This window comes from Dyadobacter sp. CY351, assembly GCF_021502625.1.
In the GTDB taxonomy this organism is placed as follows: domain Bacteria; phylum Bacteroidota; class Bacteroidia; order Cytophagales; family Spirosomataceae; genus Dyadobacter; species Dyadobacter chenhuakuii.
Map to the genome: position 1 here is coordinate 252,105 of NZ_JAKFFU010000007.1, position 17,840 is coordinate 269,944.

General features: G+C 43.8%; 19 protein-coding genes and 1 other RNA gene. 10 read left to right on the plus strand and 10 right to left on the minus strand.

Annotated features, from left to right (window positions below):
• Positions 1-55: 55 nt before the first annotated feature.
• Positions 56-493 (minus strand): PepSY-like domain-containing protein, encoded by a 438-nt coding sequence (locus tag L0660_RS15400; protein ID WP_233797860.1) that lies wholly within the window; start codon positions 491-493, stop codon positions 56-58.
• 156 nt (positions 494-649) lie between these two features.
• Between L0660_RS15400 and L0660_RS15405 the strand changes: the two genes are divergently transcribed.
• The 3 genes from L0660_RS15405 to L0660_RS15415 all read left to right on the plus strand — a co-directional run bounded on the left by L0660_RS15405 (position 650) and on the right by L0660_RS15415 (position 5,152).
• Entirely contained in the window at positions 650-2,956 is a 2,307-nt protein-coding gene (locus L0660_RS15405; RefSeq protein ID WP_235160245.1) for a TonB-dependent receptor, read from the plus strand.
• A gap of 183 nt (positions 2,957-3,139) precedes the next feature.
• Positions 3,140-3,511: a transfer-messenger RNA gene (ssrA, locus tag L0660_RS15410) on the plus strand.
• A gap of 423 nt (positions 3,512-3,934) precedes the next feature.
• A complete protein-coding gene (locus L0660_RS15415; protein WP_234612758.1) occupies positions 3,935-5,152 on the plus strand; it encodes a site-specific integrase in 1,218 nt (405 codons plus the stop codon).
• 731 nt (positions 5,153-5,883) lie between these two features.
• Here the strand turns inward: L0660_RS15415 and L0660_RS15420 are convergent.
• The 3 genes from L0660_RS15420 to L0660_RS15430 all read right to left on the minus strand — a co-directional run bounded on the left by L0660_RS15420 (position 5,884) and on the right by L0660_RS15430 (position 7,456).
• Positions 5,884-6,174, minus strand: coding sequence for a hypothetical protein (locus L0660_RS15420; protein ID WP_234612759.1), 291 nt, complete (start codon positions 6,172-6,174; stop codon positions 5,884-5,886).
• Between the two features lie 377 nt (positions 6,175-6,551).
• Complete coding sequence (locus L0660_RS15425; protein WP_255703564.1) at positions 6,552-6,875, minus strand: DUF4134 domain-containing protein; 324 nt, start codon at positions 6,873-6,875, stop codon at positions 6,552-6,554.
• Positions 6,876-6,973: 98 nt separating this feature from the next.
• Positions 6,974-7,456, minus strand: coding sequence for a hypothetical protein (locus L0660_RS15430; RefSeq protein WP_234612760.1), 483 nt, complete (start codon positions 7,454-7,456; stop codon positions 6,974-6,976).
• Between the two features lie 376 nt (positions 7,457-7,832).
• Between L0660_RS15430 and L0660_RS15435 the strand changes: the two genes are divergently transcribed.
• Positions 7,833-8,303, plus strand: coding sequence for a RadC family protein (locus tag L0660_RS15435; protein ID WP_234612761.1), 471 nt, complete (start codon positions 7,833-7,835; stop codon positions 8,301-8,303).
• Between the two features lie 773 nt (positions 8,304-9,076).
• On the opposite strand, the gene L0660_RS15440 is transcribed toward L0660_RS15435, so the two are convergent.
• Positions 9,077-9,355 carry a hypothetical protein gene (locus L0660_RS15440; protein WP_234612763.1) on the minus strand — a complete coding sequence of 93 codons (279 nt, stop codon included), beginning with the start codon at positions 9,353-9,355 and terminating at the stop codon, positions 9,077-9,079.
• 129 nt (positions 9,356-9,484) lie between these two features.
• Here L0660_RS15440 and L0660_RS15445 point away from each other — a divergent pair, with 129 nt between their 5' ends.
• The 5 genes from L0660_RS15445 (at position 9,485) to L0660_RS15465 (ending at position 13,421) form a co-directional block, all read left to right on the plus strand.
• Complete coding sequence (locus tag L0660_RS15445) at positions 9,485-10,222, plus strand: DNA primase (protein ID WP_235160246.1); 738 nt, start codon at positions 9,485-9,487, stop codon at positions 10,220-10,222.
• A gap of 340 nt (positions 10,223-10,562) precedes the next feature.
• Positions 10,563-10,955: a plasmid mobilization protein gene (locus L0660_RS15450; RefSeq protein WP_234612767.1), complete on the plus strand. Its 393-nt coding sequence runs from the start codon at positions 10,563-10,565 to the stop codon at positions 10,953-10,955.
• The gene (locus tag L0660_RS15455) at positions 10,940-12,232 is read left to right on the plus strand and encodes a relaxase/mobilization nuclease domain-containing protein (RefSeq protein WP_234612769.1); all 1,293 of its coding nucleotides are present in this window, start codon (positions 10,940-10,942) and stop codon (positions 12,230-12,232) included. The genes L0660_RS15450 and L0660_RS15455 overlap by 16 nt, the downstream gene beginning before the upstream one ends.
• 61 nt (positions 12,233-12,293) lie before the next feature.
• On the plus strand, positions 12,294-12,458 hold the full coding sequence (locus tag L0660_RS15460) for a YWFCY domain-containing protein (protein ID WP_234612771.1): 165 nt from the start codon (positions 12,294-12,296) through the stop codon (positions 12,456-12,458).
• A gap of 300 nt (positions 12,459-12,758) precedes the next feature.
• Positions 12,759-13,421 (plus strand): hypothetical protein, encoded by a 663-nt coding sequence (locus tag L0660_RS15465; protein WP_235160247.1) that lies wholly within the window; start codon positions 12,759-12,761, stop codon positions 13,419-13,421.
• Positions 13,422-13,556: 135 nt separating this feature from the next.
• Here the strand turns inward: L0660_RS15465 and L0660_RS15470 are convergent, their stop codons facing one another.
• Positions 13,557-14,492 (minus strand): polysaccharide deacetylase family protein, encoded by a 936-nt coding sequence (locus tag L0660_RS15470; protein ID WP_234612774.1) that lies wholly within the window; start codon positions 14,490-14,492, stop codon positions 13,557-13,559.
• 575 nt (positions 14,493-15,067) lie between these two features.
• On the opposite strand from L0660_RS15470, the gene L0660_RS15475 reads away from it, so the two are divergent.
• On the plus strand, positions 15,068-15,622 hold the full coding sequence (locus L0660_RS15475; protein WP_234612775.1) for a DUF4833 domain-containing protein: 555 nt from the start codon (positions 15,068-15,070) through the stop codon (positions 15,620-15,622).
• A 208-nt stretch (positions 15,623-15,830) separates the two neighbouring features.
• Here the strand turns inward: L0660_RS15475 and L0660_RS26380 are convergent, their stop codons facing one another.
• The 4 genes from L0660_RS26380 to L0660_RS15490 all read right to left on the minus strand — a co-directional run bounded on the left by L0660_RS26380 (position 15,831) and on the right by L0660_RS15490 (position 17,838).
• Positions 15,831-16,229: a GreA/GreB family elongation factor gene (locus L0660_RS26380; protein ID WP_235136270.1), complete on the minus strand. Its 399-nt coding sequence runs from the start codon at positions 16,227-16,229 to the stop codon at positions 15,831-15,833.
• Positions 16,230-16,328: 99 nt separating this feature from the next.
• Positions 16,329-16,697 carry a hypothetical protein gene (locus L0660_RS15480; protein ID WP_234612776.1) on the minus strand — a complete coding sequence of 123 codons (369 nt, stop codon included), beginning with the start codon at positions 16,695-16,697 and terminating at the stop codon, positions 16,329-16,331.
• A 163-nt stretch (positions 16,698-16,860) separates the two neighbouring features.
• Entirely contained in the window at positions 16,861-17,532 is a 672-nt protein-coding gene (locus L0660_RS15485) for a VTT domain-containing protein (RefSeq protein WP_234612777.1), read from the minus strand.
• A gap of 138 nt (positions 17,533-17,670) precedes the next feature.
• Positions 17,671-17,838 carry a hypothetical protein gene (locus L0660_RS15490; RefSeq protein WP_234612778.1) on the minus strand — a complete coding sequence of 56 codons (168 nt, stop codon included), beginning with the start codon at positions 17,836-17,838 and terminating at the stop codon, positions 17,671-17,673.
• Between the last annotated feature and the right edge of the window lie 2 nt (positions 17,839-17,840).

Genomic DNA, 17,840 nt, shown 5'->3' on the forward strand with positions numbered 1-17,840 from the left:
GGGAGGGCGACCATTTGGCCGCCCTCCCTTTTGTATTCAACATCCATCGGATTACTTAGTCATCAATTCTAAGAAATGTTCCGCTCAGGTTGAAGACAAGCTCTTTGTTATCCGACAAGCTCACTTCCTGCGTAGTCTTGTTTTTCTCCCAGTCGGTAATGTATTTGTCAGCATGGTTTTTCTGCACATATTCCAGGATTTTCAGCGGGATCACGCTATCCGGTAATTTTTCATTGGCATTGCCATCCACACTGAAACATTCTCCCTGCTTATCAAATTCCAGCTCAACCTGATTGTCCAGGATCACATCGAAGTTGGTGAGCAGCTCATCCCGGTCGCGCACCACGCGGGCAACTTTTGCATTTGGGAAGTGGGCCTCTATAAATTCTGAGGCTTGCGGCGGCAAGCTGGTTTCATCGACAACCTTCTCATTATCACAGCCAGTCACGGCCAAAAGGATTAGTACGAAGTAAATTGAGAGTGCTTTTTTCATGTAATTGGTGTTTAAATTAGAACATTACCTTTCCCTGTGACAATTCAAAAAAGTCATTCCCCTATGCGATCAGCTTATTTTTTGAAAACTTTAAAGCAGGATAGTTAGTAAACCGGAAGAAACTATTTTTGTGGACATTACTTGACACGTTTTCAAATGCTCCGAATTTTACTCTGCCTGCTGTTTTTTGCCCAAACCGGATTTGCTCAAAGTTTTACATCCACGATCCGTGGCACCGTCCAGGACGCTGACACGAAATCGCCGCTTGCAGGCGCAACCGTTTCCCTGATATCGCCACAAACCGGGACCATCACCGACGCCCAAGGTGCATTCCGATTTGATAACCTCCCGACTGGCCGCTATCAGCTTTCGGTTTCCTACGTAGGCTATGAAACTGTCCGGATCCCCGAACTGCTCTTGGAGTCGGGCAAGGAAAATGTGCAGCAGATTCGGCTCGCACCAGCCGGTAAACAATTGAACGAGGCCACCGTCACCGGCGCGCGGCCCGTTGCATTCAACAGCGTCCAGGAAATCACAATCGAGCAAACGCTAAGATATGCAGCCACTTACATGGATCCGGCCAGGGTCGCTACTTCATTTGCGGGGGTCGCAGCAGCCAATGATCAGGCGAATGGATTGGTAATAAGAGGAAACTCGCCCAACAGCATGCAATGGCGGCTCGAAGGTGTAGAGATCGTCAACCCAAACCATTTGTCAAACGCAGGCACATTCAGCGACCGGCCCACATCGACCGGCGGTGGTGTGAACATTCTGAGTACGCAGCTTTTGGGCACATCACAATTTCTTTCCGGTCCTTTTCCGGCCCAATACGGCAATGTCAATGGCGGCATCCTGGACATGCATTTGCGAAACGGGAATGATCAGAAAACTGAATTCACCGCCCAGGCCAGCTTACTAGGGCTTGATTTTGCAGCCGAAGGCCCATTTTCCAAGAAATCAAAAGCATCTTATCTCGTTAATTACCGCTACTCGTTCACAGGATTGCTTGGCGCGTTGGGGGTGAAGTTTGGCGGCGAGGACATCCGGTTCCAGGATTTATCGTTCCATGTTAATCTACCCACTGTGAAAGCCGGCACGTTCACAGTGTTTGGCATGGGCGGCGTAAGCAGCAATGATTTCAAATCCGAGGGCGACAGCACAACCTGGGAAACGCAAAAGGATGGCTATAACATCATTTATAAAAACAAAATGGGCGCAATTGGTGTCACCAATGACCTGCCGCTGGGTAGGAATGCATCGCTCAGGACAGTGGTTGCAGCTTCGGGCTTGCGCACGTCCCGGGACGCGGCGCCTGTTTTTGATACGCCATCCACACCAGCCGACGGCAATGGTGAAGATTTGATCAAGAAACGAATGGTTTCGGTCAGTTCTATTTTAAATGTCCGGTTCGGGACGCGAAGCCGAATGCGTGCCGGGGGTTATCTCACTTGGCAGAAAGACATTTTGACGCGCTATTACGGCGGGGTGGGCAGTTACATCGTCCAGCCTTTTGCATCCTGGAATTACCAGATCACCAGCAGCGTGACGACCGAAATTGGTCTGCATTCACTGATAAGCAAACTGGATTTGCCTTCATCAAAAACCAACATTTCTGTGGAACCGCGGGCTTCATTGAAATGGCAGGTTAACGAGAAGGAACAGTTCAATTTTTCCTACGGGCTTCACAGTCAGATGCAACAGCCGCAAACCTATCTGGCAGCCTATTCAACAACCGATTTTTGGGGGAATCCGAGTTTAACACCTTCAAAGTCACACCATTTCGTGGTAGGTTATCAAAGGAGTTTTGCTAAAAATGCGAGCTTAAAAGTAGAAGCATACTGGCAGGAACATTTCAACATTCCTATTGCAGTTTATGAAGAAGATCATTTTTCTGCGCTTAATCTTATTGAAAACGATGTCACAAAGCGGCTGGAAAATGATGGGACCGGTCGTAATTATGGCGTGGAGGTTTCATATCAAAAGTTGCTGACCGACAATTATTATATGTTGCTGTCTGGATCACTATACGACGCCACGTATGTAGCCAAAGATGGCTTGCGACGCGATAGCCGGTTCAATGGAAGGCACACATTCAGCTTCACGGGTGGCAAAGAGTTCAAATCCGGCAATCGGAGCACCTGGGGTGTAAATGCTAAAATTCTTTGGCTAGGCGGCTTGCGCGACACACCCATCAACCTCGCCGCGTCGCAGGAATTTCAGCAGACCGTATATTTGCAAAACGAAGATTTTTCGTATAAAATGAAAGATTACTTTCGTCCGGACCTGAGAATTTACTGGAAAAAGAGCAACGCAAAATACAGCCGCACCCTCGCCCTCGACCTCCAGAACGTCTCCGGCACCAAGAATCAGGCATTCAAATTCTACGACACATTAAAGAAAGAAATCATCACGCAAACTCAACTAGGCCTAATCCCTGTCCTAAGCTACCGATGGGAATTCTAGTTTATAATGACCAACGACAAACAACCATGACTTCTGAGTGACCAAACTTTTTTCCTATCTAAACCATTTACTTCCAGTCATTTGAAGAAAACCTCTTTAACCTGGCGAACTTTTGGGCTATAAAATGTGTAACTAGCAATGCAATTGAACTGTAACCTGGTTCTTTGGCGAAGTCAAACAAATGGGGGTGACTGGAATTGACAGCGGGTTGGAAGTCTGTGTGTAAGCATGTCGGGAGTTGAGATTACCTCCCGTAAATAATGGTCTCAAACAATAACTGGCGAATCTACTTACGCCATGGCAGCCTAATCCGGAGGATTTAGCTAATGCCATCATCCCTCCAACCTACGTGCTGATGGTTGGGCTCCGGGGTGTCGCAAATCAGCGCTGGTTGAAATAGTGGTACGGAAATTCAACGAGACACCAGTATCTAAGGCTTTGACGCGGGTCGGCCGTGTACCTTGTCGAGCTCGAAAATTCAATCACGGATAAGCATGTAGAAGGCGCAGGGTTTCCCTGTTCTGGACCGGGGTTCGACTCCCCGCATCTCCACTGATTGAAAAATCAAATCTTACAAAAACCCGCAAAATCAATTTGCGGGTTTTTTGTTATCCGCAGATTTTGCAGCAAAACCCGAGGGAGGAATTAGGGGTTGAGAAAAATACGGGAAAGTAAGTATTTGAAAATAAGTTGATTAGAGATGGATTTCGACTCCCTCCATCTCCACTCCAACAAGTTTCTAAATCTGCATAGGCCCGTAAATCAAGATTTGCGGGCTTTCTGTTTTCCTGCTCGCTATCCAAATCTTTCAAAGTCTAACAATAGCAAAGGGACGAATTCGGGACTGAGTCCCATTATGATTGTTAGTCCCTTTTTGGTCCCTTGGATATACCTAATTGTTTGTCATTCAATAACATGTGCAGCAAATGAACATCTTGATTCAACAAAATGAGATATCTAATTTTAAAACAAAAAAAGATGGAATCAAGCATGACAATTCTGTTTTCGGTTAGGCAATCAAAGATCAATCGAAACAATCAACTGCCCGTTTACATGCGGGTAACAATTGGTGGAGCAAGGTTTGAAGTTGCAACAGGCAAATCTGTATCACCGGAAAAGTGGTTAGCAAGCTCAGGAAAAGCGAAGGGCGCAACAATAGAGGCTAAAGAAGTCAACGCATTTTTGGAAACCTTGGCAGGTAAAGCTTATGCCATTCAGCGGCAAATCATCAAGGAGGATCTATTGATGTGTATTGAAATTTTTAAGCGGAAGTGGCAGGGAGAAGATCAAAATATCATCGGGCTGTTGACCATATTTAAAGAACATAACGCCAAGGTCAAACAGTTGATCAATTTAGAATATGCGCACGCAACCTATATGCGATATCAGACCACGCTCAGGCACACCGAAGAGTTTATCACTTGGAACTACAAAACGAAGGACTTTGATGTCCGAAAACTCAATTTCAAATTTATATCGGATTTCGAGTTTTATTTAAAAGGTGTAAAAAAGGTTGGTCACAATGCTACAATGAAGTACTTGGCAAACCTAAAGAAGATAGTACTCATTTGCGTGAAAAATGACATCATAGCGAAAGACCCGTTTTTTGCATTTAAATTTGCAAAGCACGAAGTCGATCGAATTGCACTAACGGAGCATGAATTACGCACAGTTGCGAATAAAGTGTTTGAGATTCCACGTTTAGAACAAGTAAGAGACATCTTTCTCTTCTGCTGCTACACTGGCCTGGCGTATGCCGATGTCGCAAAACTTAGCAAAATGGATATAATAGAAGGTCGTTCAGGTGAAATGTGGATAAATATAAAGCGTCAAAAGACAGACTCTGCCTCCCGAATTCCACTTCTACCACCAGCTTTGAAGTTGCTAAAAAAGTACGAGAGCCAATTGGAGCGTTTAGACAAGCATCTGCTTCCGGTCCTCTCCAACCAAAAGATGAATGCTTATTTGAAAGAGATTGGAGATGTTTGTGGAATAGTTAAGCCAATTACTTTTCACCTAGCTAGACACACTTTTGCCACAACAGTTACGCTTTCAAATGGAGTTCCAATTGAAACGGTCTCAAGAATGCTTGGACATCGCAGCCTGAAAACGACCCAGCTATACGCGAAAGTCCTGGACAAAAAAGTCAGTGATGATATGCAACGATTGTCAGAGATTATAGGCGCAAAATTTTAGATCATATGTATGGTACCATTAATTAAAGTTTGACAAACAGACTCGGCAAAAGGGCAGCTAAACAAGTGGCCCTATTTCCTAATACTCTGAGAAGCCGCCAAAAGTTTGCGGCATAGTGGCGGCTTTTTCTATTGTTTGAGGTACTACAAGTTTTACCAGCGAACTCAGTGGGGCACTAATTTCGTTTCCTTTGGCTGTTAACGGCAACTGTTAAACAGGCTTTTTCTGTTGCCAAGCATATATTTTTAAATGAGCATGAGGAATATGAATAAAATCATTTCCACCTTCTCACATGTAGTATCTCTGGCTCACAACATCAATTATCTTAAAAAAAGACAAGTACAGTCATTTCTGTTAAGGAAAAAGCCAAACAAGGGCTTGCACAGGTGGTCGATCAGTACCATAGTAGCCGAGGGCAATCACCAACGCCGGATTAGATTACCAGGTTGAAAACGCTAAACTATTTGCTGGGGTGTTAATTGGACCTACTATCGATTAATGCAACAAGGCCGATTGCTGATTCGCAGCTCAAAAGCTAATAGAGATTGCCATGGCACTTACTAAGGAAGTGATGTGGGATTTGGAGGGAAGGAGAGTAAATGTGTTTTCAACGCAATATATAAATATTGTCGAGGATGTTCGTGTTCCGTCAGCGGCTAATAGCCTCAATTAGTGGGGGAGCTTGTCTTCCTTTTTTTATCACCAAAGCTGGCCGCCGTGGAAGCGAAGCTTCAATTAGCTTTTGATTCAACCAGCCAGACTTTACTTCCCTGCTTAGGATGGTATGATGGCAAGTATTTTATGTAGCCGAATATTTCGAGCTCTTTCAAGTGTTTATGATATGTCGACGGGCTTTTTGCTCGGGACATCTGCATGATCATCCGCCTAGTTACCTGAAAGGGACTTGATTGCCTGTTTTTATCCCAAAGCAGCACCAAGGCAAGGTAAGTCCCCACATGCCAGATCCTTACTCTTCGGTCAATAAGGATCCGGTTAAAGATTTTTGTTATTGATCTTTCCATCACTTTATTCGTTTTGTATCAGCTAGCACCAGTGATTGGATTTCCTGGAATGCATAATAAAATGATCCTCCTATATTGCTATGTTTTAACCTTCCGTTTATTCTCAGATTCTGATGCGTACCGGATGAGATGTTCAGCATCCTCCTTTTGCATTAGCGCTTCGAAGCGATTTCTTCGGAGCCTTATTCGAGCTGGCAAGAAACCGCTTTAAGTCTTCGAGCAGCTCCCGCCATAAGACTTGCAAAACTTCCTTAGTTATTACCTCAATATTTATCTTCCAAAAATTAATTGTCAGCCACTAAGTTTAGGCGGAGAAATTTTGGTCGTCTTGTTTTTCTTGAATGCCAGTTGCTGACAGATGTACCCGAGCCACTGAATTATAGGCCAAAGAAAGATTGCAGCACGGTAGCAACCACCAGAAAAATACAGCTTCCAAACCACGCCGCCGCGACCTTTCCGGTATCATTGTCCCCGGCATTCCATTTCTGGAAAACCTTCACTGCGCCTACCAGCCCCAGCACCGCGCCAATGGCATACATCAGCTGCGTGCCTGGCTCGAAGTAGCTCTGCGCCTGGCTGTCGGCTTCGGAGATGCCCGCCGCGCCGTCTTGCGCTTTGGCAATGGTTGCCATTACTGAGAGCAGCGCTGCTGCCCATACTTGTTTTGCCCTGCTTGATAGGGCTGTTTTCCCACATTTCATACGCCTCGTTGATTATTGTTTTAAACTTGTTTACTCTGTTTGTCTCCTTGCGGCTCCCAAGCCCGAAGGCCCGGGAGCGCAGGAGAGCGGGCTCATCATTAAACCTCCTTCCATAACTCCTCTAGCTCCACAGCACTGAGGTTGATGAAGCCATATTTTGCAGATTCCGAAGTGATCACATTGTTGATCGCCTCACGGAACGGCGTGCCTTTGACGGCAGAAAAATCTTTGATTGACATCTGGTTTAGAAAAACAAAGTCCCGCTTTTCGTACCCTTTTTGGTATGCTTCTTTGATGCTATTCCTGAGCTGCGAGCTGAGCTCTTCGACCTTGGCAAACAAGGCTTCATTTTGCCAGGGTTGCTTTTTCACTTCAACAGGCTCAGTGGTTTCTTCCGGCTGACTTGCCTGCGGTGGGCTAACCGGTGGGGGCTTTTCCGGCCGTTCCGAGAACCGGGATTTTGAATCGAGTAGTGCCCGGATATCCTGCCTGTAATACCGGATACCGATGATCACATAGTAGATCGCCACTGCGGCACCCACTGCCAGAAAGTAGCCTGTCCAGGATAAATGCGTTGCCATAACTCGTGTTGTTTTAAGGTTGCTGCTGCATTGATTACCTGACAAAACAACACTCAAAACCAAGGCTCTTCAAGTACAACTTTTTCTTGTACCCACGCCGCGACTACAGTACCCCAATGATTATCAATTGAATAGAAAAAGGAAATTGCCACAAGACTTGCCAAATTTTTGAAGACCGTCTAAATGCCCGAAAGAGTTTCATGTATCAATGATGCCCCAAAGTTAGGCACAGGGCCGCGGAGCGTAGTGGAAATTCCGGCATAAACGCATGGCTCACCCACATGCTTTCCTTTATTCCGTTGCTTCCACTACTTGCTTGCCCAGTGCTAGAATGAAGCGCCATAATTCATTCAATCACTTCAAAATCAAGGTAATTATGGAAAGCTTCGCGAATGTTTCAAACTTGTATCAGGTAGCAGAGATTGAGCTGATCTACAAAACCAATGTGCAAGCAAGCCAGCGTCCTAAAATAGAATCGTCCAGAGATGCATATAAGGTGCTGATGCAAACCTGGAATCCTGACAGGCTAGAATTTATTGAAGAGTTCAAGATACTGCTATTAAATAATGCCAGCCGAGTGCTAGGTATTTTTGAAGTTTCCAAAGGTGGGATTTCAGGTGCAAGTGCTGATGTAAGGATCGTTTTTGCAGCTGCTTTGAAAGCCAATGCAACAGGGATTATCCTGGCCCACAATCACCCTTCCGGACAGCTTGTGCCGAGTCATGCTGATAAGTATATTACTGAGAATATGAGAAAGGCTGGAGAATTACTGAATATCCGAGTGTTGGATCATTTGATCGTTACGGCGGAAGGGTTTTGTTCGTTTTCGGATGAGAGTCTTTTGTGAAATCACAAATCTTACTGTGGCATACCTTGACGGCAATGTCACAGTAAATACAACCGGAATCATCAAGGAATTTGGCTGGAATTTGAGAGTTTGCTATAGTCAAGAAACATAATACTAGCCTATCTAGGTCAACTATTCGTTGGCTGCGTTATAATTTGCGGTTCCTTTCCTGCCGGTTCTAGAAACGAGATTGCGAATTAAGTATGGTCTTGATATCCTGGCGGTATACCGGATGCCAATGATTACATAGTAGATCGCCACTGGGGCACTAACGCCAGAAAGTAGCCTGTCCAGGATAAATGCGTAACCATAACTCGTTTTGTTTTAAGGTTGCTGCAGCATTGATTACCTGACATAATAACAACCAAAACCAAGGTGCTTTAAGTAGATTTAATGATCTTCGACTTCTACTCAAAAAACCGCATATGAAAAATAATCGTGTAATTTTATCACTAGCGTGGGTCACTTTCGCTGTCGCCATGTTCATCAGTGGCTCGTTTAAATATGTTCTACTAGGTTTTTCAATAGCGGCCTTCCTGATTTTTATTCTCAAAATTGTTAACCGAGATAAAACCACATAACATAATGCCCTTAAATAGCGTAATCGATACTCACACATCCTCTCAGGAAATAGCGTGAGCTCAGCGAAGCAGTCCGCCTATTTTATCCAAATGGCTTTTTAAATTCAAGGGGGTACGAAAGATTATGCAGATATAATTTTTGGTTCGAGATGTTATCTACTGACTGAGTAGCCATTACAACCCAAATATTTCTTACAACTTTGCGAGGCGCTTGTTCAACTCTACCAGACCGGATTTCTGCAAGCAATCGGCCGACAATGCTAATAGTTCTTCCTTTGTCTCGTTTGAGGCGATTTCAATCAAGTCAGGATTACCCTCAACACCGGGAAAACTTAAGGCTCTTTTAATTGCCTGGGTCAGAAGCAAAACATTCCGCCTGCTAATCTTCAAATCGATCTTGATTTGATCATTCATTCCGGAGATACTCATGATGGTATCATACACACTTGTCAGCTCTTTTGCGTTCATCATTTTCTTGTTTTTAGTACAGTACAAAAATAATAATTGCCCCTGAAACGATCCTAAGGAGAATTTACCCAGGATAGGTAGCTGACATTTGTGTTCTTTAATTTCGCTCCACGAACAAAAACAGAAAGCAAAATGAGCGAAAGAGAGAGGGGAAGCCGCGGGCTGTTAACGTTGGCAGAAATTAGGGAAATAGACCTTATTGGTTATCTGTCAGAATTAGGATTTGAGCCAGTCAAAGTGCATAGTGCAGATCACTGGTATTTGTCCCCCTTGCGGGATGAACGGACTGCATCGTTTAAAGTCAATCGGAGACTTAATCGTTGGTATGATCGCGGAATCAGTCTTGGAGGGAATTTAATTGACTTCGCCACGATTTTTTACCAGTGCTCAGTTGGGGAAGTAATCAAGACTTTCTCCGATTACTGGTCCTTTCACAGGCCCAAGATTCTTTTACCTTCAACAGAGAAGGCTGCCGCGAATTGCCCCATACAAGTTTTGTATACCGGGCAGCTCACAAGTAAAACACTTTTGGACTACATAGTTTCAAGATCTGTTTCACCTGATATCGCCAGGCAATACTGCCGACAGGTTAACTACCAGATGGGAGACCGAAGGTATTTTGAAATTGGCTTGCTCAATAATTCTGGTGGTTATGAGCTACGGAATTCTTACTCGAAGTTGGCAAGCAGTCCGAAGGATATTACTACAATCAATGTCGGTGCTCTGACAGTCTCGATGTTTGAGGGCATGTTCGATTTTCTGTCCTACAAAACCTTGATGAGAAAGATGACTGAGCAACCCGAGAATTACGTCATCCTGAACTCCATCTCTCTTCGATCGCGCACGACCTTTTCTGGAAAGCCATTATAACATCGACCTATATTTTGATCGGGATACTGCAGGTGTTAGGAGCACTTCGACAGTAAAGGACATCAGTGAAAAATACAATGATGCCAGTGGAATGTATACTGGCTATAAGGATTTCAATGAGTGGTTGGCAAGTACATCATCGAGCCAAAAGAGTTGAATTATCAGAGGAGCCAAATTTGACGACTCCCAACTACAAAAAGTCTAGGTGGATTGCCTCTTACCCGCAATCGGCCAGATGTCAGGTTGTATCACAACCTAAGGATCTGGCCCGCCGGGCACTCCGGAGTCGTTAGCGGGATTGACCGAAAAATGAATGTCGAAATGTGAAAATGATAATGTGATGAATGAAGACAAACACAACCGAACCAAGTGGCTGCATGTCCGCTTAACGCCTGAGGAGTTTCAGCTGCTTCTTCGTAGAGTACAAAGGACAACATGCCGAAAGACGAGTGAGTATGCAAGAAAGATCCTGCTTTCTGAGCCCGTTGTGATTAACCATCGAGACCAGTCATTTGATGAAACGATGGTTGAGTTGACCCGTCTCAGACGCGAGCTAACAGCTGCCGGTAATAACCTAAATCAAGCCGTCAAACGGCTACATGCCTTGTCCCAAATCGCCGACTTTCGCAGTTGGTTGGATGCCAACGAAAATGACAAAAATCAGTTTCTCGAGCTGGTTAAAGAGATCAATATTTACATCAGTAAAGCTTCTAAGATATGGTTGCGATCATAAAGACAGGGGCTTCTATTCGAAGCACTTTTTACTACAACGAAAACAAGTTGAAGGAGGGTGTAGCCGAGTGCATCATGGCGGGAAATTACCCGGATGATGTGGCAAATCTGAATGAGCAAGAGCGGTTAAATATGCTCCTGAAACTGGCTGCCTTGAACACGAATGTTGTCCGAAACAGCGTTCACATCTCATTAAATTTTGACCCTTCCGAGCAACATTCCAAGGCGCTTTTGAAAGAAATTTCGCAGGCTTATATGGAGAAGATTGGCTTTGGTGATCAGCCATTCCTGGTGTATCAACATCACGATGCCGGGCATCCGCACATCCACATTGTGAGCGTAAAAGTAGCGCATGATGGAAGCCGGATTGAAACGCAGAATATCGGACGAAACCAATCGGAAAGGGCGAGGAAGGAAATCGAACAAGAGTTTCATCTGGTGAAGGCATCTAGTAAAAAACACCAGCAATCCGAACATTTAAAGCCCGCGATGGTTAGTGCAAACTATGGTAAGGTTGAGACCAAACGAGCAATATCGAATATTCTTGCAGGGGTTATCGACAAGTACAAATTCACTTCCATTCCTGAGCTAAACGCCGTCTTGAATCGCTACAATGTCGCGGCAGATCGCGGAAATGAAGAGTCCAGAACTTTCAAGAAAGGCGGGCTTCACTACCGGTTGTTAAACGCAAAAGGCGAACGGGTCGGTGTGCCAATTAAGGCTAGCGACTTTCACCAAAAACCGACATTAAATTACCTCCAAAACCGGTTTGAAATCAACGATCAACTTCGGCAAACAGACAAGCTAAGAGTCAAAAACGCAATTGATTTCACATTGTATGGAAAGACGAATGTGACACTTGATCGCCTCATTAATATTCTTGAACGAGATGGAATCGACACCGTTCTCTGGAAGAATGATACCGGACTGATCTATGGAATTACTTATGTCGATCACCGCTCGAAAGCAGTTTTTAACGGAAGTTCTCTCGGTAAAAATTATAGTGCAAAAGCCATCCAGGAACGCTGTGTGACTATCGATACCGCCATGGCTAACAGGCTATCTAATACACAGAAACAAGAGCATCCAATAACAGGTCATGGACAGTCAGCCACATCAAAAAGCTATTTGCTCGCAATTCCTGAGCAGAGTAATGAGGCAAGACTTGCCAATGGTGAGGATTCACTATTTGACCCTGTCAAACAAGATGGTTTTACACCAGCAGACCTTCGTGGAAACAAACGTAAAAAGAAAAAAGGGTTCTCTCAATCACTTTAAACCTGTTTATTATGGCATCGAACACCGGTGAAAACGACGTAAGCCTTCGCAAAATAATGATATGACCCGCTTGATCAGCATACTGGTCCTCGCATTACATTTTTACTATTTCTGTTATCAGGCATTCCAAAATTGGCACCTGACATCTTTAATTTCAGACCGGATTTTGGATAAGATTTTTGCCGCCGGGCTATTCTCTTCGTTCATTAAAACCAAGAGATTGTAGCACTCATTTAAAACGCGCCTGAGCTGGATCAACATCATTAATCCTTTTCGAGGAGTATTGGTGAGCGGATCTCCGGGATCTGGAAAGACATTTTTTGTCTTTCGGCATGTGATTGCTCAGCACATTGAAAAGGGTTTTTCGATGTTCGTGTATGACTTCGAATATAGTGATCTGACTTTGCTTGCGTACAATGCCTGGCTAAGGAATAAGGCCAATTATTCAATCGAGCCAGCTTTTTACACAATCAATTTTGATGACCTATCGCGTAGCCATAGATGCAATCCATTGAATCCTGAGAGTATGCTTGACATTACCGATGCAGTGGAGTCTGCACGCACTATTTTGATGGGACTAAACAGGGAATGGATCAAACGGCAAGGCGATTTTTTTGTTGAATCGTCTATCAACTTTATGACAGCGGTTATCTGGTTTTTGTGCCGGTATAGGGATGGTGAGTTCTGTTCGTTGCCGCACGTCATAGAGCTAATGCAATTAGATTATGACCGCTTTTTTACGATTCTACGCGCGGATAGTAAGATTGAAGTGCTGATAAATCCCTTCATTACCGCATACCAAAACGAAGCAATGCAACAGCTCGAAGGCCAGATCGGTTCTACAAAAATTGCGCTCGCTCGTCTTGCTTCGCCCCAGCTGTATTACGTATTATCAGGGAATGATTTTACTGTGGATATCAATCATCCCAATGCGCCAAAAATCGTCTGTATGGGTAATAATCCGCAGAAAATACAGATTTACGGGGCCGTCCTTTCCCTGTATTTTACCCGATTGGTTAAGCTAGTGAACCAACCAAACAAATTAAGAAGCAGCTTGATTTTTGACGAGTTTCCCACTATGTACCTGAAATATGGATACGCTTATAGCAACTGCCAGGTCCAACAAGGTCGCAACAACAATAGGTATTCAAGATCTTTCTACGCCACATCGCGCAGACACCTCGCATAGTAGTTTCAGGGTGAAAAGCTACTGGGTTGAGGAACGAGATAAATCCTTGCTGATTGCCATAATGATCAGACTGACTGAGCAAATCAAGGATTTATTATGGAGGCATTCTACCAGCGAGCTTGTGTCTACAAATTCCTATTGCGTCAGATCGGAGATGAATTTCGGAACTTCCGGCTCGCCTTTGAAAAATGCCCCTTTCTTACCTTTGGTAATTGCCCAGCGGTGGATCCAGGAGATACCTTTCTTTCCGATATATTGATCCTCCGTGAGGTAACAAGGATCTTCCAGCGCTTTTTGAAGCGTGACAAATTGATAGCCATCCTCTTTTAGTCTGGAAAGAAACAAGCCAAGGGCTTTGCTATTGAGCAGGTTGGCGTGTATTAGCAGAATGTGCGGAATCGGCCGGTCGAACAGTGAGTCGGCCTGTGATTCGTAGTAATGGACATAATCCATCATATAGTTGACATATGTCTTTGATATCGAATCGGCGAGAGGCTCGTTTCTGCTGCCAATCGCCTTGTCAAAGGCAGCAGCAAAAAGATATTCGTCATTATCGACCGTTACCGGTGCCTGAATGTATTTGTGTTTGGCGAGTATCATTTCCAGAGAATCTCGTTTCGCAGCCGTATTTCCTCTATGGAGATAAGGGTGCCGGAAATATTTGAGTTCAGCGCCTTCTCTATGGAGAAAACGTCGAAGCAGTGTATCGGCACCGAGCACATCCGCTTCATAGGCGCCTGCCGAAATATCGTTGATGCCTAAATGTCCAAAAGTATGGTTACCGAGTGAATGGCCAGCTTTGAGCCATTTCCTTAGCAAACCGTATTGGGCAGGAATAACTTTTCCGTCTTTGACAAGTTTCTCCCCGATGACATACCCCGTTGCCTGGACTTGGTATTGTTTCAAATGACTTAACAGCTGATCTGTCAATTCCGCTCTCAAGGCATCGGTATTCATGATCCTGCTAACAGTTGGCAAGTCGTCAATGGTGATGGCAATTTGTTTTTGAGCGAAGACTTGTTTTGCCGAAGATTGAAGAATAATTAGTAGCAGGAGTATAGGTAATTTCATGAGCTCAACTTTATTAATTAAAATTATCTTGGATATTTCTCTTGATATGCAAAGAAAAACGGTTTGGATTACCTCTGGTTTTGACTGATCTTCATTCAAATAACAAGGTGTGTTCACCCGATATCGCTGCATTCGTCTTGTCCGTTATTCCGGGCAAAGATCTGTCCTTTGAGAAATGCAACTATTCCTTGATGTGCATCCCAGGCAAAAACCCTAATATACTAACTTTTGTCTTTTGTGTCCAGAATGGCAATGTTGAGAAATAGGTAAATCATATTCAGGTAATCAAAAAATATGACAAACTTCCTTCGGTGTTTTTGCCAGGCTAAAACGTTTGTAAAGAAAGGGTGCTTGTTGCACCCTCTTTCTGACAGATACCTGTAGCCCTAGATTTCCGGATGGAAAATGTAGGTGATTTTGAAGACGACCAAGGGACCTTCAGCCTGGGATTCCATTCTCTATGCTTGATAGTCTGGTACAGTTACTTTCACCTTCCCACCACATTTTCTACCAATCGTCCGTATCTTGTGAATGTCAAAAGCGCATTCATACGGATTGAATTTAAATTCTTGAATATGAAATCCCATCCAACGAATAAAGTTGTGGAATATCTTGTAATCTTGTTTCTGACAACCTATGTTCTACCAGGTTACGCACAGGAAGGCTATCCTGTACCGCCATTTAATAAAAACCGGTTGTTCTATATTCAGCATAGCAAAAACCATAACACTTTCGTCTATGATGCATTTATTCAAGATGGCAACATCCAAGCAGACAAGCCTGTAAATGTCTATAAGATTGCCTACACCGAAAATGGAAAACGGACACCGCTCACCCTTATTCAAAGAAAGTTTGCGTTTGGAATAAAATCCAAGCGTTTGTCAGCTAATGTTTACGAGATGCAACTGGCAGCTTCCAAGAAAGTGACCTTCTACCTCAATTTGGTCAAATCTGGAATGCCCAAGGTTTATGTGACGGTCAACAATAGGAAGATGTTTTTAGATAGGATTTTTCTTAAAATCAAGGAGGGTACATCTGGTATCAAAGTGAAGCTCGATTATGCCCTTTTTTATGGTAAGGATTTCGATACCGGACAAAATATAATTGAAAGAACAGTTCCGAAAGAGTAGTGATATGGGATACTAAGTTCCCTTTTCTTCTCCTGAGCAAATTCTTACTTTCACGATATAAGGATTGTCGTTTCCAATTTAGGTTGATGATTAGTAAATTGACTGAAAGCTCCAGTAACTTACCGCCCCCAAAATTCGGTATTGAACACTTTAATTTATTTATGTTCACCGCTTAGATCACCAAAGTGTAATTTGTCAAGTCATCAATTTATTTGACATGCGTCTCCAAAGGCCTAACATCTATAATCTCGAAGCACTTGGAATTACCGTTGATTTCCCTTTCAACTTTTTCTGTTTTTGAGAGGCCTAAGAATGCAGCGCCCCAAGGATCTAAAAACGAAATCATTTTTTTCTTCGGGTCCACGCATTCCGGATGAACAATGCTGAATTCCCGTACGCTATTACTTGGCCACTCCCTGATTTTAATAGTAGAGTTTAACCGCACACAGTTTTCGGGTAAGAGATCATCTTCCACCACTATCGCTGACCGAAGCTCGCATGACAACAACTGAGAGCTCAGCGACTCATTTTCAGACAAATCTGCCATATACCGTTTTAGGATACGGAAATCGCTCTTTCCAAGTATGATGGGAGTTTTACCGTGCATTTCTTATATGTTAATTAGTGCTTTCAACATAACCTGGACACACCACCAGGTCTTGGTGATTGTCCACGTTTAATGGGGTATACTTAGGGAAAGGTAAAATTATGGCCGGTGTAGAAGGCTGTTTTGGATTTGTGACCAAAACCAATGAACAAAAATGCGCTCCTGACGTGAAACGCCTTCATGTGCCTTGGTTACACGGCTTAGGATAGACAAAAACCGTTTTTTTGCCGACTGGTTGATTTTGACTGGCGTATTGACACAAGTCTGCTGATCGTGTATACCACCTGTACCACCAAGCACAATTGCATTTTCAGCCAGAAAATTGGCATATACATCAAAATCAGCTTGCTGCCTGGTAGCAGGCGTACCCTTTTTGTCATGAACCCCTTTCTTTTGGAAGATATCTTCCATTTCTGCGAGTACCATCGCTACCGAAGCAGCGCCAATTTTTGAATAAGATATATGCATAATTTCGTCTGCTTGTTTATAAAGCTTTTTTGAAAACGTTTGTTGCTGGTTACGTCGGTTGTTTCTGCCTGTGATCTGGCAGTCGACCGGGCAGCAGGCGACTAACTTTCGCTGACTCGGAAATAATACTAGGATTGCCAGGGGTAATTCCCAGAAGCTAAAATTAAACTATAACCTCCGGCCGGCTGGACCGGAATTTAGCTTTAACTAACTGCCAAAATATCGGCAATACGGATAACGCAACGATTCCCAGCACTACTTTTTCAAAATTGTCCCTGACTAGGGGAATACTACCCAGAAAGTAGCCGGCAAAAGCAAGGCTCACAACCCATAGAATTGCCCCGACGATATTGAATTTAAAAAAGACCCTGTAATTCATTGCCGCAACACCACCTACAAATGGTGCCAAAGTCCTGACTATCGGCACAAACCGCGCTATTACAATTGTGGACGCTCCGTATTTTTCATAAAAACCTTGGGTATGAGCAAGATGTTCAGGCTTGATCATTCTCTTTCCAAAAAGGCGGATATGCTGGATCTTAGTTCCAAAACGGCGTCCGATCAGGTAGTTGCAACTATCGCCAAGTATGGCAGCCAGTAAAAGCAATGCAACAATAAGCCAGATGTTAAGCGAATCGGGGTATTTTGCAGCCATCATTCCTGCTGCAAACAGTAATGAATCGCCAGGGAGAAATGGCATAAATACAACCCCCGTTTCAATAAAAATGATCAGAAAAAGCACGGCATAAGTCCATGCGCCATACTGCTCAATGATGTGTCCCAAATGTGTGTCCAGGTGGAAAAAGACATCTAGGATTTGGTTGAAAAATTCCATTGTATGTGTTTTTTTATTTGATGGTTGTCATCAATATGCAAATGGTGATATACATAAGCATGATCGTAAATGCGTAGAACATTGCCGTTAACATTTCCTTATCCGGTCTGATTTTTTCGTTTTCCATGATCATTTCAGTTAGTCTATTAAATTAGAAGCCGGTTCCTTAACACGCACCTGCGAATTCAGGCGGACGCTGTCTTCTGGCAGCTCATCATTTTCGACGACGATGGCACAGTTTAACTCGTAGGATAGCGTCATTTCGTTCGGGTTGCTTGGGATGTTTTTTCCAAACTGTTTTAACATGC